Annotated in this window: 19 protein-coding genes and 1 other RNA gene; 15 read left to right on the top strand and 5 right to left on the bottom strand. The window is 55.9% G+C overall.

Annotated features, from left to right (window positions below; all coding sequences use genetic code 11):
- Positions 1 to 28: 28 nt before the first annotated feature.
- The 5 genes from pgk to ACMGGM_RS09330 all read left to right on the top strand — a co-directional run bounded on the left by pgk (position 29) and on the right by ACMGGM_RS09330 (position 5,010).
- A complete protein-coding gene (pgk, locus tag ACMGGM_RS09350) occupies positions 29 to 1,192 on the top strand; it encodes a phosphoglycerate kinase (RefSeq protein ID WP_014885156.1) in 1,164 nt (387 codons plus the stop codon).
- Positions 1,193 to 1,284: 92 nt separating this feature from the next.
- The gene (gene fbaA, locus ACMGGM_RS09345; RefSeq protein ID WP_014885155.1) at positions 1,285 to 2,364 is read left to right on the top strand and encodes a class II fructose-bisphosphate aldolase; all 1,080 of its coding nucleotides are present in this window, start codon (positions 1,285 to 1,287) and stop codon (positions 2,362 to 2,364) included.
- Between the two features lie 186 nt (positions 2,365 to 2,550).
- A complete protein-coding gene (gene mscS / locus ACMGGM_RS09340) occupies positions 2,551 to 3,405 on the top strand; it encodes a small-conductance mechanosensitive channel MscS (RefSeq protein WP_023331254.1) in 855 nt (284 codons plus the stop codon).
- Between the two features lie 145 nt (positions 3,406 to 3,550).
- On the top strand, positions 3,551 to 4,186 hold the full coding sequence (gene argO / locus ACMGGM_RS09335; RefSeq protein WP_023331253.1) for an arginine exporter ArgO: 636 nt from the start codon (positions 3,551 to 3,553) through the stop codon (positions 4,184 to 4,186).
- Positions 4,187 to 4,278: 92 nt separating this feature from the next.
- A complete protein-coding gene (locus ACMGGM_RS09330) occupies positions 4,279 to 5,010 on the top strand; it encodes an oxidative stress defense protein (protein WP_176260329.1) in 732 nt (243 codons plus the stop codon).
- A 44-nt stretch (positions 5,011 to 5,054) separates the two neighbouring features.
- Here ACMGGM_RS09330 and argP read toward each other — a convergent pair whose 3' ends face one another.
- Positions 5,055 to 5,948, bottom strand: a complete 894-nt coding sequence (argP, locus tag ACMGGM_RS09325) for a DNA-binding transcriptional regulator ArgP (protein WP_008499727.1) — start codon at positions 5,946 to 5,948, stop codon at positions 5,055 to 5,057.
- A 127-nt stretch (positions 5,949 to 6,075) separates the two neighbouring features.
- On the opposite strand from argP, the gene rpiA reads away from it, so the two are divergent.
- The gene (rpiA, locus tag ACMGGM_RS09320; RefSeq protein WP_003860091.1) at positions 6,076 to 6,735 is read left to right on the top strand and encodes a ribose-5-phosphate isomerase RpiA; all 660 of its coding nucleotides are present in this window, start codon (positions 6,076 to 6,078) and stop codon (positions 6,733 to 6,735) included.
- 266 nt (positions 6,736 to 7,001) lie between these two features.
- Positions 7,002 to 8,234, top strand: coding sequence for a phosphoglycerate dehydrogenase (gene serA / locus ACMGGM_RS09315; RefSeq protein ID WP_014885150.1), 1,233 nt, complete (start codon positions 7,002 to 7,004; stop codon positions 8,232 to 8,234).
- Between the two features lie 116 nt (positions 8,235 to 8,350).
- On the opposite strand, the gene ACMGGM_RS09310 is transcribed toward serA, so the two are convergent.
- The 3 genes from ACMGGM_RS09310 to zapA form a co-directional block, all read right to left on the bottom strand.
- Positions 8,351 to 8,947, bottom strand: a complete 597-nt coding sequence (locus ACMGGM_RS09310) for a 5-formyltetrahydrofolate cyclo-ligase (RefSeq protein ID WP_045269626.1) — start codon at positions 8,945 to 8,947, stop codon at positions 8,351 to 8,353.
- Between the two features lie 24 nt (positions 8,948 to 8,971).
- Positions 8,972 to 9,155: non-coding RNA, 6S RNA (gene ssrS, locus ACMGGM_RS09305), on the bottom strand.
- 41 nt (positions 9,156 to 9,196) lie between these two features.
- Positions 9,197 to 9,526 carry a cell division protein ZapA gene (gene zapA / locus ACMGGM_RS09300; protein ID WP_006811891.1) on the bottom strand — a complete coding sequence of 110 codons (330 nt, stop codon included), beginning with the start codon at positions 9,524 to 9,526 and terminating at the stop codon, positions 9,197 to 9,199.
- Between the two features lie 167 nt (positions 9,527 to 9,693).
- Between zapA and ACMGGM_RS09295 the strand changes: the two genes are divergently transcribed.
- From ACMGGM_RS09295 to ACMGGM_RS09260, 8 genes are all read left to right on the top strand, one after another.
- Positions 9,694 to 10,272: a YecA family protein gene (locus ACMGGM_RS09295; RefSeq protein WP_014885148.1), complete on the top strand. Its 579-nt coding sequence runs from the start codon at positions 9,694 to 9,696 to the stop codon at positions 10,270 to 10,272.
- Between the two features lie 31 nt (positions 10,273 to 10,303).
- Entirely contained in the window at positions 10,304 to 11,617 is a 1,314-nt protein-coding gene (gene pepP / locus ACMGGM_RS09290) for a Xaa-Pro aminopeptidase (RefSeq protein WP_121528332.1), read from the top strand.
- A complete protein-coding gene (gene ubiH / locus ACMGGM_RS09285) occupies positions 11,614 to 12,792 on the top strand; it encodes a 2-octaprenyl-6-methoxyphenyl hydroxylase (RefSeq protein ID WP_014885146.1) in 1,179 nt (392 codons plus the stop codon). Before pepP ends, ubiH begins: the two co-directional genes overlap by 4 nt.
- Before the next feature lie 12 nt (positions 12,793 to 12,804).
- Positions 12,805 to 14,007, top strand: coding sequence for an FAD-dependent 2-octaprenylphenol hydroxylase (gene ubiI, locus ACMGGM_RS09280; RefSeq protein ID WP_047344479.1), 1,203 nt, complete (start codon positions 12,805 to 12,807; stop codon positions 14,005 to 14,007).
- A 397-nt stretch (positions 14,008 to 14,404) separates the two neighbouring features.
- Positions 14,405 to 15,499: a glycine cleavage system aminomethyltransferase GcvT gene (gene gcvT, locus ACMGGM_RS09275; RefSeq protein ID WP_047344478.1), complete on the top strand. Its 1,095-nt coding sequence runs from the start codon at positions 14,405 to 14,407 to the stop codon at positions 15,497 to 15,499.
- A gap of 23 nt (positions 15,500 to 15,522) precedes the next feature.
- Positions 15,523 to 15,912: a glycine cleavage system protein GcvH gene (gene gcvH, locus ACMGGM_RS09270; protein ID WP_014885143.1), complete on the top strand. Its 390-nt coding sequence runs from the start codon at positions 15,523 to 15,525 to the stop codon at positions 15,910 to 15,912.
- 124 nt (positions 15,913 to 16,036) lie between these two features.
- Positions 16,037 to 18,910, top strand: a complete 2,874-nt coding sequence (gene gcvP, locus ACMGGM_RS09265; RefSeq protein WP_023331246.1) for an aminomethyl-transferring glycine dehydrogenase — start codon at positions 16,037 to 16,039, stop codon at positions 18,908 to 18,910.
- 70 nt (positions 18,911 to 18,980) lie between these two features.
- A complete protein-coding gene (locus ACMGGM_RS09260) occupies positions 18,981 to 19,724 on the top strand; it encodes an SDR family oxidoreductase (RefSeq protein ID WP_014885141.1) in 744 nt (247 codons plus the stop codon).
- Positions 19,725 to 19,812: 88 nt separating this feature from the next.
- Here ACMGGM_RS09260 and bglA read toward each other — a convergent pair whose 3' ends face one another.
- Complete coding sequence (gene bglA / locus ACMGGM_RS09255) at positions 19,813 to 21,246, bottom strand: 6-phospho-beta-glucosidase BglA (RefSeq protein ID WP_014885140.1); 1,434 nt, start codon at positions 21,244 to 21,246, stop codon at positions 19,813 to 19,815.
- Between the last annotated feature and the right edge of the window lie 36 nt (positions 21,247 to 21,282).

The raw sequence follows: 21,282 nt of genomic DNA, 5'->3' as shown, positions 1-21,282 counted from the left end.
ACTTTAAGAATCAACGAGAGGATTCACCATGTCTGTAATTAAGATGACCGATCTGGATCTGGCTGGTAAACGCGTTTTCATCCGTGCTGATCTGAACGTACCGGTTAAAGAGGGTAAAGTGACCAGCGACGCGCGTATCCGTGCATCCCTGCCAACCATCGAACTGGCTCTGAAGCAGGGCGCGAAAGTGATGGTCACCTCCCACCTGGGTCGTCCTACCGAAGGCGAGTACAACGAAGAGTTCTCTCTGCTGCCAGTGGTTAATTACCTGAAAGACAAACTGTCCAACCCGGTTCGCCTGGTAAAAGATTACCTGGACGGCGTTGAAGTGGCTGCTGGTGAGCTGGTTGTTCTGGAAAACGTTCGCTTCAACAAAGGCGAAAAGAAAGACGACGAAACCCTGTCTAAGAAATACGCTGCACTGTGCGACGTCTTCGTGATGGATGCATTTGGTACGGCGCACCGTGCTCAGGCCTCTACCCACGGTATCGGTAAATTTGCAGACGTAGCATGTGCGGGTCCTCTGCTGGCTGACGAACTGGAAGCACTGGGCAAAGCGCTGAAAGAACCTGCTCGTCCAATGGTCGCTATCGTTGGTGGTTCTAAAGTGTCTACCAAACTGACCGTGCTGGATTCCCTGTCAAAAATCGCTGACCAGCTGATCGTTGGCGGTGGTATCGCGAACACCTTCGTTGCTGCTCAAGGCCACAACGTGGGTAAATCCCTGTACGAAGCGGACCTGGTTGACGAAGCGAAACGCCTGCTGGGCACCTGTGACATCCCGGTTCCAACCGACGTTCGCGTGGCGACCGAGTTCTCCGAAACCGCAACCGCGACCCTGAAATCTGTTAACGACATCAAAGATGAAGAGCAGATTCTGGACCTGGGCGACGTTTCTGCACAGAAACTGGCTGATATCCTGAAAAACGCAAAAACTATCCTGTGGAACGGTCCTGTTGGCGTGTTCGAATTCCCGAACTTCCGCAAAGGGACTGAAATCGTGGCTAACGCTATTGCAGACAGCGAAGCGTTCTCTATCGCAGGCGGTGGTGACACCCTGGCAGCTATCGATCTGTTCGGTATCGCTGACAAGATCTCCTACATCTCCACTGGTGGCGGTGCATTCCTCGAATTCGTGGAAGGCAAAGTACTGCCAGCAGTAGCAATGCTCGAAGAGCGCGCTAAGAAGTAAGCCATTCAAGGGCAGGGAAACCTGCCCAATTTTCAGCGCGCTTATCAGAGCTCGCACCTTTTCTAACGGCCGAAGATACAGGACTAAGCAACATGTCTAAAATTTTTGATTTCGTAAAACCTGGCGTGATCACTGGTGATGACGTACAGAAAGTGTTCCAGGTAGCTAAAGAAAACAACTTCGCTCTGCCAGCAGTTAACTGCGTAGGTACCGACTCCATCAACGCCGTACTGGAAACCGCTGCCAAAGTTAAAGCACCGGTTATCGTTCAGTTCTCTAACGGTGGTGCTGCGTTCATCGCGGGCAAAGGCGTGAAAACTGACATTCCTCAGGGTGCTGCTATCCTGGGCGCTATCTCTGGTGCGCACCACGTACATCAGATGGCTGAGCACTACGGTGTTCCTGTTATCCTGCACACCGACCACTGCGCGAAGAAACTGCTGCCGTGGATCGACGGTCTGCTGGACGCGGGTGAAAAACACTTCGCAGCCACCGGTAAACCACTGTTCTCTTCTCACATGATCGACCTGTCTGAAGAGTCACTGCACGAAAACATCGAAATCTGCTCTAAGTACCTGGCGCGCATGGCCAAAATGGGCATGACTCTGGAAATTGAACTGGGTTGCACCGGTGGTGAAGAAGACGGCGTGGACAACAGCCACATGGACGCTTCTGCCCTGTACACCCAGCCAGAAGACGTTGATTACGCGTACACCGAGCTGAGCAAAATCAGCCCACGCTTCACCATTGCAGCGTCCTTCGGTAACGTACACGGCGTTTACAAACCAGGTAACGTGGTTCTGACTCCAACCATCCTGCGTGATTCTCAGGAATACGTTTCTAAGAAACACAACCTGCCTCACAACAGCCTGAACTTCGTCTTCCACGGCGGTTCCGGTTCTTCTGCTCAGGAAATCAAAGACTCCGTCAGCTACGGTGTGGTGAAAATGAACATCGATACCGACACCCAGTGGGCTACCTGGGACGGTATCCTGCAGTACTACAAAGCTAACGAAGCTTACCTGCAGGGTCAGTTGGGCAACCCGAAAGGCGAAGACCAGCCGAACAAGAAATACTACGATCCACGCGTATGGCTGCGCGCTGCACAGACTTCAATGATTACTCGTCTGGAGCAGGCATTCAAAGAACTGAACGCGGTTGACGTTCTGTAATTTGAGCTGCTGAAAGCGTTAAAAGGCCCGCAATAGCGGGCCTTTTTTTATGCTTTTTCAATATCCTGCAATACCTGTTTTTGTGATCTGCTTGGCAATACGCGTACTTTTTGTTTACCCTTTACTGACCTGCCTGTCTCGCTATGGGATGGCTTTTGTTGTTTATAAGAGCATAAGGAAAGATAAATGGAAGATCTCGGTGTTGTAGATAGCATCAATAACGCTGGCTCCTGGCTGGTGCGCAATCAGGCGCTGCTCATCAGCTACGCCGTGAATATTGCGGCGGCAATTGCCATTATTGTCGTGGGGATGATTGTTGCCCGTACCGTTTCCCGAGCCATCAATCGCGTCATGCTCACTCGCCACATTGACGCCACGGTTGCTGATTTCCTGTCAGCGCTGGTGCGCTATGGCATTATCGCGTTTACCCTCATTGCGGCATTAGGCCGTGTTGGTGTTCAGACCGCCTCCGTCATTGCCGTGCTGGGCGCCGCCGGTCTGGCCGTTGGTCTGGCACTTCAGGGCTCGCTCGCTAACCTGGCGGCTGGCGTTCTGCTGGTCACCTTCCGTCCGTTCCGCGCCGGTGAATATGTCGATCTTGGCGGCACGGCGGGTACCGTGCTGAATGTGCAGATTTTCTCCACCACGCTGCGTTCGATAGACGGTAAAATCGTGATAGTGCCGAACAAGAAGGTCATCGACGGGAACATCACCAACTTCTCCCGTGAGCCGGTACGTCGTAATGAGTTGATTATCAGCGTAGCGTACGACTCTGATATCGATCAGGTGAAGTCACTGATTAGCAACATCATTGCCTCCGACGATCGTATTCTGAAGGATAAAGAGCAGACTATACGTCTGAACGAACTGGGCGCGTCCTCTATCAACTTCGTGGTGCGTATCTGGAGCAAAAGCAGCGATCTGCAAAACGTATACTGGGACGTGCTGGAACGTATTAAGCGTGAGTTTGACGCCAACGGCATCAGCTTCCCGTATCCGCAGATGGACGTAAACGTCAAAAAAGTCAAAGAAGCAGAGTAACGTCACACCCAGGCCCGGTAAGCGTCAGCGCCACCGGGCTTTATTTTTATAAGCCCTGCTAATCCCCAATTAATATTATCCATTTCCTCTAATGTGATTCGCGCAGTATAGTCTGCATCCAGAACATTACTGTGAGAATTTCGTCATGTTATCCTATTATTTTCAAGGGCTTGCTTTAGGTGCGGCCATGATCCTTCCCCTCGGCCCCCAGAATGCGTTCGTGATGAACCAGGGGATTCGCCGCCAGTATCATCTGATGATTGCCCTGCTGTGCGCGGTGAGCGATTTGCTGCTGATCTGCGCCGGGATTTTTGGCGGGAGTGCGCTTCTGATGCAGTCGCCGTGGCTGCTGGCGCTGGTGACCTGGGGCGGTGTGGCCTTCCTGCTGTGGTACGGATTCGGTGCGTTGAAAACGGCGATGAGCAGTAACCTCGAACTGGCAAGCGCTGAAGTGATGAAGCAGGGGCGCTGGAAGATTATCGTCACCATGCTGGCGGTGACCTGGCTTAACCCGCATGTCTATCTGGATACCTTCGTGGTGCTGGGTAGCCTCGGCGGACAGCTGGACGTTGAGCCTAAACGCTGGTTTGCGCTGGGAACCGTCAGCGCGTCGTTCCTGTGGTTCTTCGGTCTTGCGATTCTGGCGGCGTGGCTGGCGCCACGACTGCGGACCGCCAAAGCCCAGCGCATCATTAATACGCTGGTCGGTCTGGTGATGTGGTTTATCGCTTTCCAACTGGCGAAAGAGGGCGTTCATCATGTTCAGGGTTTGTTCAACTAAGCGTTGTCTTATGGACAACTGAGCCAGACCCGCTAAGCTTGCTGGCATGCGCCCTGTTTCTGGGGCACTCTTCGCAACATGGAGGAATGACAGTGAAGTTTAAAGTGATGGCCCTGGCGGCATTTGTGAGTTTAGGTGCGGTGTCGGCGCAGGCGAGTGAACTGCCGGATGGCCCGCACATTGTCACGTCAGGCACCGCAAGCGTGGACGCGGTACCGGATGTTGCAACCCTGGCAATTGAAGTCAACGTGGCTGCAAAAGATGCCGCCTCTGCCAAAAAACAGGCGGACGACCGCGTTGCGCAATATCTCTCCTTCCTGGAACAGAACGGTGTCGCCAAGAAAGACATCAGCTCTGCTAACCTGCGTACCCAACCGGATTACGACTACCAGAACGGCAAAAGCATCCTGAAAGGCTACCGTGCCGTGCGTACGGTTGAAGTGACCGTGCGTCAGCTGGACAAGCTGAATTCACTGCTGGATGGTGCGCTGAAGGCCGGTTTGAACGAAATCCGTTCCGTGTCGCTGGGCGTTGCGCAACCGGAGAAATACAAAGACGAAGCGCGTAAAGCGGCGATTGATGATGCCATTCACCAGGCTGAACAGCTGGCGTCCGGCTTCAAGAGCAAGCTTGGCCCGGTATACAGCGTGCGTTACCACGTCTCTAACTATCAGCCAAGCCCGATGGTACGGATGATGAAGGCTGACGCGGCACCGGTTTCTGCGCAGGAAACTTACGAGCAGCCAACCATTCAGTTCGACGATCAGGTGGATGTGGTGTTCCAGCTGGAGCCCGTTGCAGCACAGCCGAAACCGGCTCAGTAACCTGTAGGCCGGGTAAGGCGTAGCCGCCACCCGGCTTTTTCTTTTTAATCCTGTCTCAACACCTTATGCCCATACGCCAGCAGTGCATCGGTGACGTTGCGCATCATGCGACTTTCCGGCGCAAAACGATGCCAGTAGAGCATCCGGCGCTGATACAGCCCCGGCGTTAAATCAATCAGCTCACCGCTTTTCAACTCTTTCTCAATCTGCAGATGCGGGATCATACAGCAGGTAGTGCCCTGACGCGCAAGCTGCACAAAAGCTTCAGACGAGTTGACGATATGGCACGGCACGCTGCCCGGCGGCAGGTCAAAGTTCTGCTGCAGGAACGCCTGATGCATATCGTCCAGATGGTCAAACGCCACGGCAGGCGCCTTCAGCAGCGCGGCGCGGGTGACGCCGTTAGGGAAGTAGCGCTCCGCAAAGGCTTTTGAACCCACAAACAGGTAGTCCAGCGCCCCCAGTTGATCCACCAGGCAGCTTGGCAGCGCCTGAGGCTGAATACTGACCGCCCCAACAACTTCACCGCGACGCAGACGTTCCTGGGTACGGGTTTCATCTTCAACCTGTAGATTCAGGCGAATAGGGGAGTCAGCCAGGACCGGGGCAAGGGCGGGCAGTAACCAGGTTGCCAGACTGTCGGCGTTGACCGCCAGAGAGAGCAGCAGCGGCGTGGAGCCCGTTTGTTCGTCACCCAGCCACTCGTCTTCCAGCAGCTCAACCTGGCGCAGCAGGGCGAGGAGCTTTTGACCTTGCTCCGTTGGGCGAGGCGGCACGGTACGCACCAGCAGCGGCTGCCCGAACATGTTTTCAAGCTGTTTGATACGCTGTGATACGGCGGACTGGGTGATACACAGCTTTTGCGCTGCGCGCTCAAAACCGCGTTCACGAATAACTGCATCAAGTGCCTGTAGTGTTCTGTAGTCCGGACGTTTCATTGCTCTGGCTGGCTCCTAAATTTTGCTTAATCTGCACTATGACACAATTTTCCCTTTGTGGCAGACGAAATCCATTCGACGTGTTCTATAATGCGCCCTGAGTTTTCACACCACAGGCAAAACGATCATGACGCAGGATGAACTGAAAAAAGCAGTAGGATGGGCCGCTCTCCAGTACGTACAGCCAGGTACCATTGTCGGTGTTGGTACGGGGTCAACGGCGGCACACTTTATCGATGCGCTGGGCACGATGAAGGGGCAGATCGAGGGCGCGGTTTCGAGCTCTGATGCGTCCACGGAAAAGCTGAAAAGCCTCGGCATTACCGTTTTCGATCTCAACGAAGTGGATCGTCTTGGGATTTACGTTGATGGCGCAGACGAAATCAACGGCCACATGCAGATGATCAAAGGCGGTGGCGCAGCGCTGACCCGTGAAAAGATCATCGCTTCCGTTGCAGACAAATTTATCTGCATCGCTGACGCCTCCAAGCAGGTCGATATTCTGGGGAATTTCCCGCTGCCGGTCGAAGTGATCCCGATGGCGCGGAGTGCGGTTGCCCGTCAGCTGGTGAAGCTGGGTGGTCGTCCGGAATACCGTCAGGGTGTGGTCACTGATAACGGTAACGTCATCCTCGACGTGCACGGCCTGGAAATTCTCGACGCGATTGCCCTGGAAAATGCGATTAACGGTATTCCAGGCGTTGTCACCGTAGGGCTGTTCGCCAACCGTGGCGCGGATGTGGCGCTGATCGGCACCGCTGACGGTGTGAAAACCATCGTAAAATGATCTGACGGGGGAGCGCTCCCCCCGCTAAAAAATTTTTGAAAAGCTAAATTCGGTGACTTGTGTCACGTTTTTCCACCTCTTTTGCCGATCCTGCCACGTTTGTAATTTTCCTTAGCATTTTGCTCTGCCATTTTGCCCTGTATGACTTTTCTTCAGAGTGCCGACGCAAACGTTCATATTGCTGCAATAGTTTTTTTTGATATGTTGGCTACAGCGGATTTCAATCCAGCACAACATCAGTTCAGATAAAAAACAGGGTCGGGGAAATGGCAAAGGTATCACTGGAGAAAGACAAGATTAAATTCCTGCTGGTCGAGGGCGTGCATCAGAAAGCGCTTGATAGCCTTCGTGCGGCGGGTTACACCAACATCGAATTTCACAAGGGCGCGCTCGATACCGAAGAGCTGAAAGCGTCCATCCGTGATGCCCATTTCATTGGCCTGCGATCCCGTACTCAACTGACGGAAGACGTTATTGCTGCGGCGGAGAAGCTGGTTGCGATTGGCTGTTTCTGCATCGGTACCAACCAGGTTGATCTGAATGCTGCCGCCAAACGCGGTATCCCGGTATTTAACGCCCCGTTCTCCAACACCCGTTCCGTGGCGGAGCTGGTGATTGGCGAATTACTGCTGCTGCTGCGCGGTATTCCGGAGGCTAACGCCAAAGCGCACCGCGGCGTGTGGAACAAACTGGCTGCGGGCTCATACGAAGCGCGCGGTAAAAAACTGGGTATCATCGGCTATGGCCACATCGGTACTCAGCTGGGGATTCTGGCGGAATCTCTGGGGATGCACGTCTACTTTTACGATATCGAAAGCAAGCTGCCGCTAGGGAATGCGACGCAGGTGCAGCATCTCTCTGACCTGCTGAACATGAGCGACGTGGTAAGCCTGCATGTGCCGGAAAATGCGTCCACCAAAAACATGATGGGTGCAGAAGAGCTGGCGCTGATGAAACCGGGCTCACTGTTGATCAACGCTGCACGCGGTACGGTGGTCGACATCCCTGCGCTGTGCGATGCTCTGAAGCGTAAGCATCTGGCGGGGGCGGCCATTGACGTGTTCCCGACGGAGCCTGCCACCAACAGCGATCCGTTTAACTCTCCGCTCTGCGAATTCGACAACGTGATCCTGACGCCACACATCGGCGGGTCTACTCAGGAAGCGCAGGAGAATATCGGCCTTGAAGTGGCGGGTAAGCTGAGCAAATACTCCGACAACGGTTCCACGCTCTCTGCGGTGAACTTCCCGGAAGTGTCTCTGCCGCTGCACGGTGGTCGCCGTCTGCTGCACATCCACGAAAACCGTCCTGGCGTGCTGACGGCTATCAACCAAATCTTTGCCGAGCAGAGCGTCAACATTGCCGCCCAGTACCTGCAAACCAACTCGCAGATGGGTTACGTGGTGATTGATATCGAAGCGGATGAAGATGTTGCCGAGAAAGCGCTGCAGAGCATGAAAGCGATTCCGGGGACGATTCGCGCGCGTCTGCTTTACTGATGGTGTCGGGTGGCGAGGTAAATGCAAAACGGTAACTATCGTTACCGTTTTTTTTTGTTTTCACCCTCTCCCTGTGGGAGAGGGCTGGGGTGAGGGCATCAGGCTGCACGCCTGTTTCACCACTCCCACAACGTCGATGGCGTCACTACCGCCGGCAACGGCACATCCCATTTCTCCACGGGCAACGCCTCCACGCCCTGACAATCATGCGCGTAACCCACCGGCTGCAACCCGTACTGCTGCCAGTTTTGCAGCGTTCTGTCATAAAAACCGCCGCCCATACCCAGGCGCTGACCTTGTTCATCAAACGCCACCAGCGGCGTAATCAGCACGTCCAGCTGTGACAGCGGGAGCACGTCGCGCACGTCGAGTTTGGGCTCGGTAATTTTCAGACGATTCACCACCAGCTCGCTGTGCGGATGGTAGTGCAGAAACAGAAGATTGCCTTTGCTAAAAGGATGCAGCACCGGCAGATAAACCTTCTTCCCGGCGCGCCAGAGCTGGTCGATAAGTGGTTGGGTATCGAGCTCGCCATCAAACGACAGGAACAGAGCGACCGTGTTAGCCATAACCACCGGGGGCCACGCCATCATGCGGGCGGCGGCCTGCTGGGCAAAATGCGACTGTTGTTCAGCCGTAAGTGCACGACGACGCTGGCGAATAAGTTGACGGATATCCTGGCGTGAGGCAGAAACTTCAGGGAATTGAGTCATGGTAGTAGGTAGAAGAAGAAAGAGGGAATCTCCGAGATGCCGCCGCAGGCTGTAACCCTTGAACCCTTGGTTCAAGGTGAATGTGTCGTCATAGTTTTAAGGCTTCTCGGACGGACCGAGCATGCTCACCAACCATGGAGCGCCACATTCTTGTGGTATGAAATATCGGCTCAGGGGACTGGCCCGCTTGCGAACATCTCAGAGAAATTTTGTCTTCACAGTTACTCTACCATAGTCAACTGAGAAGTGTTATTCAAACTTTGGTCCCGGTCTTTCGGGATTGCGACCTTGATCAAGCAATGCCTGTTCTATGGTCTGCTGGAGCATTTTAATGCGCTGCTCCATGCTAGCCGCGTAGTCGCGGGTCTTCGCTTTTTCCTGAGTCAGTTCATAGCTGATGTTCAACGCGGCGATGAAAACCAGCTGCTCAGTATTTGTGACTCTAGTGCGTTCTTTTAGATCTTGCAACCGCTGATTCAAATCGTCCGCAGCCTGATTCAAAGCATCCCTTTGTTCAGGCGGACAATTCACTCGCAGTGAACGGCCAAAAATCTGGAGATCGACGGGTTGTGCAGACATGCCACCTTCCTGCTGATTGACTGCGCTGCCTTCGCTTACTGCCCCGGGGGCTGCGAAGGGGCGACACTATAGCTACCCTGATGTGAAGATACAAGCCCTTTTCTGGTATCACCAGGGTCCAAAGTGGTAGCATATCATGAATATCCTCCCTTTGATGACGAATGCGTATGTCTATACAGAACGAAATGCCTGGTTACAAGGATTTAAACCAGTTACTGAACCAGCAGGGAGTCGGACTTACCCCTGCCGAAATGCACGGTCTGATCAGCGGCATACTGTGCGGCGGAAACAGCGATAGCTCATGGCAGCCGCTGATCCACGACCTCACGAACGAAGGGCTGGCGTTTGGCCACGAGCTGGCAGAATCGCTGCGTAAAATGCATGCGGCAACCAGTGATTCGCTGGAGGACGATGGCTTCCTTTTTCAGCTTTATCTGCCTGAAGGTGATGACGTCAGCGTCTTCGATCGTGCCGATGCGCTCGCGGGTTGGGTAAACCACTATCTGCTTGGCCTGGGCGTAACCCAGCCTAAGCTTGATAAAGTGACCGGCGAAGCGGGTGAAGCGATCGACGATCTGCGTAACATCGCCCAGCTCGGCTACGATGAAGAGGAAGACCAGGAAGAGCTGGAAATGTCCCTCGAAGAGATTATTGAGTACGTGCGCGTGGCGGCGCTGCTGTGCCACGACAACTTTACGCGCTCACAGCCGACCGCGCCGGAAGTTCGTAAGCCAACCTTACATTAAGAAAAATAACGCACAGGAGGGTGTCATGGTTATCTCGCAACAAGAGTATTTGCGCCGTCGTCAGGCGCTGCTGGCAAAAATGCAGCCCGGCAGTGCGGCGCTGATTTTTGCCGCGCCGGAAGTGACGCGCAGTGCCGACAGCGAATACCCCTATCGCCAGAATAGCGATTTCTGGTACTTCACCGGCTTTAACGAGCCGGAAGCGGTCCTGGTGCTGATTAAGAGCAATGACACCCACAACCACAGCGTGATTTTTAACCGCGTACGAGATTTAACCGCTGAAATCTGGTTTGGCCGCCGCTTAGGGCAAGAGGCCGCACCGGAGAAGCTGGGCGTCGACCGCGCGCTGGCGTTTAGCGAAATCAATCAGCAGCTCTATCAGTTGCTCAACGGCCTCGACGTGCTTTATCACGCGCAGGGCGAATATGCGTACGCCGATGAGATTGTTTTCACCGCTCTGGATAAGCTGCGCAAAGGCTCGCGTCAGAATCTGTCCGCGCCGGCCACGCTGACGGACTGGCGTCCGGTGGTGCATGAGATGCGCCTGTTCAAATCTGAAGAAGAGCTGAACGTGATGCGCCGCGCTGGCGAAATCAGCGCCCTGGCACACACCCGCGCCATGGAAAAATGCCGTCCTGGTCTGTTCGAATACCAGTTGGAAGGCGAAATTCACCACGAATTTAACCGTCACGGCGCGCGCTTCCCGTCATACAACACCATTGTCGGCGGCGGGGAGAACGGCTGCATTCTGCATTACACCGAAAACGAAAGTGCGCTGCGCGATGGCGATCTGGTGCTGATTGACGCCGGTTGCGAATATCAGGGCTACGCGGGTGACATCACCCGTACTTTCCCGGTGAACGGTAAGTTCTCGCACGCGCAACGAGCAATTTATGACATCGTTCTCGAATCACTTGAAACGGCGCTCACGCTGTATCGCCCGGGCACGTCCATTCAGGAGGTGACCGGCGAAGTTGTGCGCATCATGATCACCGGACTGGTGAAGCTTGGCATCCTGAAAGGCGACGTGGACACCCTGATCGCCGAAAATGCGCATCGTCCGTACTTTATGCACGGCCTGAGCCACTGGCTGGGGCTGGATGTGCATGATGTGGGGGCGTACGGTACCGACCGTTCACGCGTGCTGGAACCGGGCATGGTGCTGACCGTCGAGCCGGGGCTGTATATCGCGCCGGATGCCGATGTGCCCGAAGCGTACCGCGGAATTGGCATTCGTATTGAAGATGACATCGTCATCACCGAAACCGGTAACGAAAACCTGACCGCGAGCGTGGTGAAACACGCAGACGATATCGAGGCGCTGATGGCAGCGGCACGCGTATGAGCGTGATTATCGTTGGCGGCGGCATGACCGGCGCCACCCTGGCACTGGCGATCTCGCATTTGACGAAGGGGCAGCTTCCGGTGCATCTCGTTGAGGCGGTTGCACCACAAACGAAGAATCACCCCGGCTTTGATTCTCGCGCCATTGCCCTGGCGCAGGGAACCTGCCAACAGCTTTCCCGAATTGGCATCTGGCAGGCGATTGCCGACTGCGCCACCGCCATTCATACCGTGCATGTGAGCGATCGCGGCCATGCCGGGTTTGTGACGCTGGATGCCCATGATTATCGTATTGACGCCCTGGGTCAGGTCGTTGAACTCCATGATGTTGGCCTGCGCCTGTTTCGTCTGTTGCAGGACGCGCCAGGCGTGACCCTGCATTGTCCGTCACGCGTTGCGAGCTTTACCCGCAGTGAAGAAACGGTCAGCGTGACGCTGGATAATGGCACCGTTCTCGACGGCCAGCTTCTTGTGGCGGCGGACGGGTCGCGCTCGGCGCTCGCAACCCAGTGCGGCGTTGAGTGGCAGCAGCAGCCTTACGGGCAGGTTGCGGTCATTGCGAACGTCTCTACTGCCGCAGAACACAACGGCCGGGCGTTTGAGCGCTTCACGCAGCACGGTCCGCTGGCGATGCTGCCGATGTCGGATGGTCGTTGCTCGCTGGTCTGGTGCCATCCGCAGGAAAAGGCGGAAGACGTTAAGGCCTGGTCCGACGAACGTTTTTGCAGTGAACTGCAGAAAGCGTTTGGCTGGCGGCTGGGTCGCATTACCCATGCGGGAAAACGTGCGGTATACCCGCTGTCGTTAACTACCGCATCACAGTCTGTTTCGCACCGCGTGGCGCTGGTCGGCAACGCCGCGCAAACGCTTCACCCCATCGCGGGTCAGGGTTTTAATCTGGGTCTGCGGGATGTGATGAGCCTGGCCGAAGCGCTTTCGCAAGCGTGGAGCGAACAGAAAGATTGCGGCGCATACCCGGTACTCAGCCATTACCAGAAGCGACGTCAGGCCGATAAAGAGGCGACAATCGGCGTTACCGATGGTTTAGTCCATCTCTTTGCCAATCGCTGGGCGCCGCTGGTTGCCGGTCGCAACCTCGGGCTGATGGCGATGGAACTGTTCATTCCGGCACGCGACGTGCTGGCGCAGCGGACCCTGGGTTGGGTCGCGCGTTAAGGAGTTATCACTGTGCAAAATGTTGATGTTGCCATCGTTGGCGGCGGAATGGTTGGACTGGCCCTGGCCTGCGGATTACAAGGCAGCGGCCTGCGTGTGGCCGTGCTGGAGCAAAAGCAGCCTCAGCCCGTCGCACCTGATGCCCCGCCGGAACTCCGCGTGTCGGCAATAAATGCGGCCAGCGAAAAGCTGCTGACGCGCCTTGGCGTCTGGTCAGATATCGTAGCCCAGCGTGCGAGCTGCTATCACGGCATGGAGGTATGGGACAAAGACAGCTTTGGTCATATTGCTTTTGATGATGAAAGCATGGGCTATAGCCATCTGGGTCACATCATTGAGAATGCGGTGATCCACCACGCGCTGTGGCAGAAAGCTCAGCAGTGCAGCGACGTAACGCTGGTTGCGCCTGCGCAAATCCAGCAGGTTGCGTGGGGCGAAAACGAGGCGTTTATCACCCTGCAAAGTGGCGATATGCTCACCGCGCGTCTGGTGGTCGGTGCCGATGGCGCTAACTCCTGGCTGCGCAATAAAGCGGATATTCCGCTGACCTACTGGGATTACCGCCATCATGCCATGGTGGCGACGATCCGTACCCAAGAGCCGCACGGCGGCGTGGCGCGCCAGATTTTCCACAACGACGGCATTCTGGCATTCCTGCCGTTAAGCGATCCGCATCTCTGCTCAATTGTCTGGTCTCTGGTGCCGGAAAAAGCGCAGCAGATGCAGGAGGCGACGCCAGAGGCCTTTAACCAGGCACTGTGCGTGGCGTTTGATAACCGTCTGGGGCTTTGTACTCTTGAGAGCGAGCGTCAGGTCTTCCCCTTAACCGGACGCTATGCGCGTCAGTTTGCCGCGCATCGTCTGGCGCTGGTGGGCGACGCGGCGCATACCATTCATCCGCTGGCCGGGCAGGGCGTTAATCTCGGCTTTATGGATGCGGCGGAGTTGGTAGAAGAGCTGCGTCGTCTGCAGCGAGAGGGTAAAGATATTGGGCAGCATGTGTATCTGCGTCGCTACGAGCGCAGCCGCAAGCACAGTGCGGCGATGATGCTTGCAGGCATGCAGGGCTTCCGCGAGCTGTTTGCCGGGGCAAATCCGGCGAAAAAACTGCTGCGTGATATTGGGCTCAAGCTCGCCGATACCTTCCCTGGCGTCAAACCTCAACTCCTGCGTCAGGCGATGGGTCTTAACAACCTGCCGGACTGGCTGAAATAAAATAGACCCCCGTCACACTTTCTTTTCCCGGCCTCTGTGCCGGGAAAATTCCCTCGTTTGAAATATTCTAATTCCACGTCATTTTTCGCATTAGATAATCTAATGTCATGATTTTTATGTGACGGAAATTCGGCCCGTTTTTCCGCATGAAATATCACCATGTGCTAAATCCTGTTAGATCATTGTTAATTTTGTGCGGGGTTAATCGCATTTTTCCAGTGAATAACTCTGTAGGCTTTTCAGCGTTTTTTGGTCATAAGCTAATGTGATGACCCGTTTTACCTTATGGTTAACCGCCGGTTTCGGTGGTAAGTTCAGGTAAAAGAGAACGTTTGCGTCGGCATTCGGAAACGAGGCCGATACCGGGTTTCACGGTGAATTTTTCAACGAGGACAAGATGGCTCAACAGACTCCTTTGTACGAACAGCACGTGTTATGCGGCGCCCGCATGGTGGATTTCCATGGCTGGATGATGCCGCTGCACTACGGCTCGCAAATTGATGAGCACCACGCGGTGCGCACCGATGCCGGTATGTTCGACGTGTCCCACATGACAATTGTCGATCTGCGCGGTAGCCGCACCCGGGAGTTTCTACGTTATCTGCTGGCGAACGATGTCGCGAAGCTGAAGACACCGGGGAAAGCGCTCTATACCGGTATGCTGAACGCCTCGGGTGGCGTGATTGATGACCTTATCGTCTACTACTTCACCGAAGACTTCTTCCGCCTCGTTGTAAACTCCGCCACCCGCGAAAAAGACCTCTCCTGGATCACCCAACACGCCGAACCTTATGCCATCGACATCACCGTCCGTGACGATCTGTCGCTGATTGCCGTGCAGGGGCCGAACGCGCAGGCGAAAGCCGCGTCTCTGTTCAGCGACGAGCAGCGTAAAGCCACCGAAGGGATGAAGCCCTTCTTTGGCGTGCAGGCGGGCGATCTGTTTATTGCCACGACCGGCTATACCGGTGAAGCGGGCTATGAAATTGCCATGCCAAACGAGAAAGCAGCTGATTTCTGGCGTGCGCTGGTGGAAGCGGGCGTGAAGCCGGCTGGCCTGGGCGCGCGCGATACGCTGCGCCTTGAAGCGGGGATGAACCTCTACGGTCAGGAGATGGACGAAGGCGTCTCTCCGCTGGCGGCCAACATGGGCTGGACCATCGCATGGGAACCCGCTGACCGTGAGTTTATTGGCCGCGAAGCGCTGGAAATGCAGCGCGAGAAGGGCACTGAACAGCTGGTTGGTCTGGTGATGAAGGAAAAAGGCGTGCTGCGCGGAGAACTGCCGGTGCGTTTTACCGATGCCGACGGCAATCCGCGCGAAGGCATGATCACCAGCGGGTCCTTCTCCCCGACGCTGGGCTACAGTATTGCACTGGCTCGCGTGCCGGCGGGCATTGGCGAGACGGCGGTGGTGCAAATCCGCAACCGCGAAATGCCGGTCAACGTGACCAAACCGATTTTTGTTCGCGCCGGTAAGCCGGTCGCCTAACTATTTTTATCAGGAGAACTTCAATGAGCAATGTGCCAGCAGAACTGAAATACAGCAAAGAACACGAGTGGCTGCGCAAAGAGGCGGACGGCACTTACACCGTAGGGATCACCGAGCATGCGCAGGAGCTGCTGGGCGACATGGTGTTTGTTGACCTGCCGGAAGTGGGCGCAACCGTGAGCGCGGGCGATGACTGCGCCGTGGCGGAGTCCGTTAAAGCAGCATCCGATATCTACGCACCGGTAAGCGGTGAAATTGTGGCCGTGAACGACGCGCTGAGCGATTCGCCGGAGCTGGTGAACAGCGAGCCTTATGAAGGTGGCTGGATCTTCAAGATCAAAGCCAGTGACGAATCTCAGGTTGCCGCGCTGCTGGATGCGACCGCGTACGAAGCCCTGTTAGAAGACGAGTAAGCCATTATCCCTCTCCCCATTGGGGAGAGGGCAGGGGTGAGGGTGCCCATCTTCCCCTCACCCTAACCCTCTCCCGAGGGGAGAGGGAACTTAAATTCACTGCACGTTTCAGGAACCATCGCTCATGACACAGACTTTAAGCCAGCTTGAAAACCGTGGCGCTTTCATTGAACGTCACATTGGGCCGGATGCTCAGCAACAGCAGGAGATGCTGAAAACGGTTGGCGCGGATTCATTAAACGCACTGATCGGCCAGATCGTGCCAAAAGACATCCAGCTTGCCACGCCGCCTCAGGTGGGAGAAGCCACCACGGAATTCGCCGCACTGGCGGAGCTGAAGGCCATCGCTGGCCTTAACAAGCGCTATAAGTCTTACATTGGCATGGGCTACACCAACGTGCAGTTACCGCCGGTTATCCTGCGTAATATGCTGGAAAACCCGGGCTGGTACACCGCCTATACCCCGTATCAGCCGGAAGTGTCCCAGGGCCGTCTGGAAGCGCTGCTGAACTTCCAGCAGGTGACGCTCGACCTGACCGGGATGGATATCGCTTCCGCCTCGTTGCTGGATGAAGCGACCGCGGCAGCTGAAGCCATGGCGATGGCAAAACGCGTCAGCAAGCTGAAAAATGCCAACCGCTTCTTCGTGGCGGCGGACGTGCATCCGCAGACGCTGGACGTGGTGCGTACCCGTGCGGAAACCTTTGGTTTTGACGTGATTGTCGACGACGCTGACAAAGTGCTGGATCACCAGGATGTCTTTGGTGTGCTGCTACAGCAGGTTGGCACCACCGGCGAAGTGCATGATTACAGCGCACTGATTGCCGAGCTGAAATCCCGCAAAGTGGTGGTCAGCGTTGCCGCTGATTTTATGGCGCTGGTGCTGCTGACGGCTCCGGGCAAACAGGGGGCGGATATTGTATTCGGCTCGGCCCAGCGTTTCGGCGTGCCGATGGGCTACGGCGGACCGCACGCGGCATTCTTTGGCGCGAAAGATGAATTTAAACGTTCCATGCCAGGCCGCATTATTGGCGTATCGAAAGATGCCGCCGGTAACACCGCGCTGCGCATGGCGATGCAGACTCGCGAGCAGCATATCCGCCGCGAGAAAGCGAACTCTAATATCTGTACTTCTCAGGTTCTGCTGGCAAACATCGCCAGCCTGTACGCCGTCTTCCACGGCCCGGTTGGGCTGAAACGCATTGCCGGCCGCATCCACCGTCTGGCGGATATTCTGGCCTGTGGCCTGCAGCAGAAAGGCCTGAAGCTGCGTCATGAGCACTACTTCGACACGCTGTGCGTTGACGTCGCAGATAAAGCGGCGGTGCTGGCACGTGCGGATGCCGCACAAATTAACCTGCGCAGCGACATTCATCACGCCGTGGGCATCACCCTTGATGAATCCACCACGCGCGACGATATCGTCAACCTGTTTAATGTCGTGCTGGGCGATGCGCACGGTCTGGATATTGATGCGCTGGACAAAGAGGTCGCGCATGACAGCCGCTCTATTCAGGAGAGCATGCTGCGCAATGACGCTATCCTGACGCATCCGGTGTTCAACCGTTATCACAGCGAAACCGAGATGATGCGTTATATGCACTCTCTGGAGCGCAAAGATCTGGCGCTGAACCAGGCGATGATCCCGCTGGGCTCGTGCACCATGAAGCTGAACGCCGCGGCAGAAATGATCCCTATCACCTGGCCTGAGTTCTCCGAGCTGCACCCGTTCTGCCCACCAGAGCAGGCGGAAGGGTATCATGTCATGATCAACCAGCTTTCCGACTGGCTGGTGAAACTGACCGGTTATGACGCGCTCTGCATGCAGCCGAACTCCGGTGCGCAGGGGGAATATGCGGGGCTGCTGGCAATCCGTCACTATCACGAAAGCCGTAACGAAGGCCACCGTGATATCTGCCTGATCCCGAGCTCTGCCCACGGCACCAACCCGGCGTCTGCCCAGATGGCGGGCATGGAAGTGGTGGTCGTGGCGTGTGATAAGAACGGTAACATCGACCTGGCCGACCTGCGCGCGAAAGCCGAGCAGGCGGGCGATAAGCTCTCCTGCATCATGGTGACCTACCCGTCGACTCACGGCGTGTACGAAGAAACCATCCGCGAAGTGTGTGAAGTGGTGCATCAGTTCGGCGGTCAGGTGTACCTCGACGGCGCGAACATGAATGCTCAGGTGGGTATTACTTCTCCGGGCTTCATCGGCGCGGACGTGTCGCACCTGAACCTGCATAAAACCTTCTGCATCCCACACGGTGGTGGCGGTCCGGGCATGGGGCCTATCGGCGTGAAAGCGCACCTGGCGCCATTCGTGCCGGGTCACAGCGTCGTGCAGATTGAAGGTATGCTGACCCGTCAGGGCGCGGTCTCTGCTGCACCGTTCGGTAGCGCTTCAATCCTGCCAATCAGCTGGATGTACATCCGCATGATGGGCGCGGAAGGGCTGAAACAGGCAAGCCAGGTCGCGATCCTGAATGCTAACTATATTGCGACTCGCCTGAAGTCGGCTTTCCCGGTGCTTTACACCGGTCGCGATGGGCGTGTGGCACACGAGTGCATCCTCGATATTCGTCCGCTGAAAGAAGCGACGGGTATTAGCGAACTGGATATCGCCAAGCGTCTGATCGACTACGGCTTCCACGCACCAACCATGTCGTTCCCGGTTGCGGGTACGCTGATGGTGGAGCCAACGGAGTCTGAAAGCAAAGCCGAGCTGGACCGCTTTATCGACGCGATGCTGGCCATCCGCATGGAGATAGACCGCGTGCAGGACGGCGAATGGACGCTGGAAGATAACCCGTTGGTTAACGCTCCGCACACCCAGCACGAGATGGTGGCCGAGTGGAATCACGGTTATTCCCGTGAACTGGCTGTCTTCCCGGCAGGCGTGGCGAATAAATACTGGCCGACCGTGAAGCGTCTTGATGACGTATACGGCGACCGTAACCTGTTCTGCTCCTGTGTGCCGATGAGCGAATACCAGTAATTTTTTTGCTGTAGTAACGTAAGCCGGGTAAGGCGAAGCCGCCACCCGGCTTTTTTATTGGGAGAAGAGAATGGCAATTGCACTGGTCACCGGCGCCAGCCGCGGCATTGGCAAAGCCACCGCGCTGCAACTGGCTCGCGAAGGTTATACCGTGGCGGTGAACTATCACCACAATATCAAAGCCGCAAAGGACGTCATCAATCAGATCGTTGAGGCGGGTGGAAAAGCATTTGCCCTGCGTGCAGACATTAGCGATGAAGCGCAGGTCATGGCCATGTTTGACAGCCTCGATCGCGAAGGTGAGCCCCTTACCGCGCTGGTCAATAATGCAGGCATCCTGTTTGAGCAATCCACTATTGAGAATCTGTCCGCTGAACGCATTAACCGCGTGCTGAGCACCAACGTCACGGGCTATTTTCTCTGCTGCCGTGAGGCGGTAAAGCGCATGTCGCACAAACATGGCGGTAAGGGTGGCGCGATTGTCAATGTCTCCTCTGCCGCGTCTCGTCTGGGCGCGCCGGGGGAGTATGTCGATTACGCGGCCTCCAAAGGCGCGGTAGATTCCCTGACTACCGGATTATCGCTGGAGGTAGCGGCGCAGGGTATCCGCGTAAACTGCGTGCGGCCCGGGCTGATTTATACCGATATTCACGCGTCTGGTGGGGAGCCGGGGCGGGTGGATCGCGTGAAATCGTTACTGCCGATGCAGCGCGGCGGCCAGCCGGAAGAGGTCGCGCAGGCGATAGTCTGGCTGCTGAGCGAGAAGGCATCATACGTGACGGGCAGTTTTATTGAACTGGCGGGCGGGAAATAAACGCCGGGTGGCGGCTTCGCCTTACCCGGCCTACGATTCGCAGGTTTTGTAGGCCGGTGCAAGCGTAGCGCCGCCCGGCGTTACGGCGTTAAAGTTGCTCGCCGTTGCTGGCAATCACGCCTTTATACCATTCGAAGCTTTTCTTACGGGAACGCGACATGTCGCCGGTGCCGTCGTCGTGTTTATTGACGTAGATAAAACCGTAGCGCTTGCTGTACTGGCCGGTAGTGAATGACACGCAGTCAATGCAGCCCCATGGCGTATAGCCCATCAGATCCACGCCATCGTGGGTGACAGCTTTGATCATCTCTTCAACGTGGGCGCGCAGGTAGTCGATACGATAGTCATCGTTGATGCTGCCATCCTCTTCCACCTTATCGTAGGCACCGAAGCCGTTTTCCACGATAAACAGCGGCTTCTGATAGCGTTCGTACAGTTCGCACAGGGAATAACGCAGGCCCACCGGGTCAATCTGCCAGCCCCAGTCGGACGCCTTGACGTGCGGATTAGGTACGCTGCCCTCGAAGCCAGAAATCGCGTCACCGGTGCCACCTTCCGCTTTCACCGCATTGGTCATGTAGTAGCTGAAGCCCAGGTAGTCGCAGGTACCTTCGCGCAGGATCTGCTCATCGCCTGCGTCCATTTTGATGGAGAAACCGCGGCGCTCCCATTCATTCAGTACGTAAGACGGATAGTAGCCACGCAGCTGAACATCGGTAAAGACATAGCGCTCGCGCATGGATTCCTGGGCGAACATCACGTCTTCCGGTTTGCAGGAGAATGGATAGAGCGCTACCATGGCCAGCATGCAGCCGACTTTCATCTCCGGATTGATACGGCGCGCGGCTTTCACCGCCAGGGCACTCGCCACAAACTGGTGGTGCAGCACCTGATACATGGTCTCTTCCGGATTTTCATGTTCGGTATAGACCACGCCTGAGCAGCAATAACCAAAGAGCGGCGCACGCCAGTTACGCTGGTTGTTGATTTCATTGAAGGTCATCCAGTATTTGACCTTGTGCTTGTAGCGCTCAAAAACCACTTCCGCGAAGCGTACAAAGAAATCGACCACTTTACGGTTGGTCCAGCTGCCGTACTCCTGCACCAGGTGCAGCGGCATTTCGAAGTGGGAGAGGGTGATCACCGGCTCGATGTTGTATTTCAGCAGCTCATCGAACATGTCGTCATAGAACTTCAGCCCTTCCTCGTTTGGCTGCGTTTCGTCACCTTTCGGGAAGATGCGCGTCCAGGCAATCGAGGTGCGGAAACATTTGAAGCCCATCTCGGCAAACAGCTTGATATCTTCTTTGTAGTGGCCGTGGAAGTCGATGGCCTCGTGATTTGGGTAGTATTTACCCGGCACTACGTCCTGCGTGATTTCGCGCGGCACGCCGTGCGCCCCGCCGGTCAGTACGTCGCAGATGCTCGGCCCCTTGCCGCCTTTGTCCCAGCCGCCTTCAACCTGATGCGCCGCAACGGCACCGCCCCATAGAAAATCTTTCGGTAAGGTCAATTTTTTCATCGCTGCTATTCTCAATAAATGACGTATTGGTTTTGA

Origin of the sequence: Enterobacter sp. BNK-14, assembly GCF_047456095.1 — a bacterium.
Taxonomy (GTDB): Bacteria; Pseudomonadota; Gammaproteobacteria; order Enterobacterales; family Enterobacteriaceae; genus Enterobacter; species Enterobacter kobei.
Note: the sequence above shows the minus strand (reverse complement) of the source record. Positions and strands in the feature narration are given on the sequence as shown.

What these genes read in the sequence shown, in the direction of transcription:
- ubiH (WP_014885146.1), top strand. Translation starts at nt 11,614, where the DNA reads ATGAGCGTGATTATCGTTGGCGGCGGCATGACCGGCGCCACCCTGGCA.
- ACMGGM_RS09260 (WP_014885141.1), top strand. Translation starts at nt 18,981, where the DNA reads ATGGCAATTGCACTGGTCACCGGCGCCAGCCGCGGCATTGGCAAAGCC.
- gcvT (WP_047344478.1), top strand. Translation starts at nt 14,405, where the DNA reads ATGGCTCAACAGACTCCTTTGTACGAACAGCACGTGTTATGCGGCGCC.
- rpiA (WP_003860091.1), top strand. Translation starts at nt 6,076, where the DNA reads ATGACGCAGGATGAACTGAAAAAAGCAGTAGGATGGGCCGCTCTCCAG.
- bglA (WP_014885140.1), bottom strand. Translation starts at nt 21,246, where the DNA reads ATGAAAAAATTGACCTTACCGAAAGATTTTCTATGGGGCGGTGCCGTT.
- ACMGGM_RS09295 (WP_014885148.1), top strand. Translation starts at nt 9,694, where the DNA reads ATGTCTATACAGAACGAAATGCCTGGTTACAAGGATTTAAACCAGTTA.
- mscS (WP_023331254.1), top strand. Translation starts at nt 2,551, where the DNA reads ATGGAAGATCTCGGTGTTGTAGATAGCATCAATAACGCTGGCTCCTGG.
- gcvH (WP_014885143.1), top strand. Translation starts at nt 15,523, where the DNA reads ATGAGCAATGTGCCAGCAGAACTGAAATACAGCAAAGAACACGAGTGG.
- pgk (WP_014885156.1), top strand. Translation starts at nt 29, where the DNA reads ATGTCTGTAATTAAGATGACCGATCTGGATCTGGCTGGTAAACGCGTT.
- zapA (WP_006811891.1), bottom strand. Translation starts at nt 9,526, where the DNA reads ATGTCTGCACAACCCGTCGATCTCCAGATTTTTGGCCGTTCACTGCGA.
- gcvP (WP_023331246.1), top strand. Translation starts at nt 16,037, where the DNA reads ATGACACAGACTTTAAGCCAGCTTGAAAACCGTGGCGCTTTCATTGAA.
- serA (WP_014885150.1), top strand. Translation starts at nt 7,002, where the DNA reads ATGGCAAAGGTATCACTGGAGAAAGACAAGATTAAATTCCTGCTGGTC.
- fbaA (WP_014885155.1), top strand. Translation starts at nt 1,285, where the DNA reads ATGTCTAAAATTTTTGATTTCGTAAAACCTGGCGTGATCACTGGTGAT.
- ACMGGM_RS09310 (WP_045269626.1), bottom strand. Translation starts at nt 8,947, where the DNA reads ATGACTCAATTCCCTGAAGTTTCTGCCTCACGCCAGGATATCCGTCAA.
- argP (WP_008499727.1), bottom strand. Translation starts at nt 5,948, where the DNA reads ATGAAACGTCCGGACTACAGAACACTACAGGCACTTGATGCAGTTATT.
- argO (WP_023331253.1), top strand. Translation starts at nt 3,551, where the DNA reads ATGTTATCCTATTATTTTCAAGGGCTTGCTTTAGGTGCGGCCATGATC.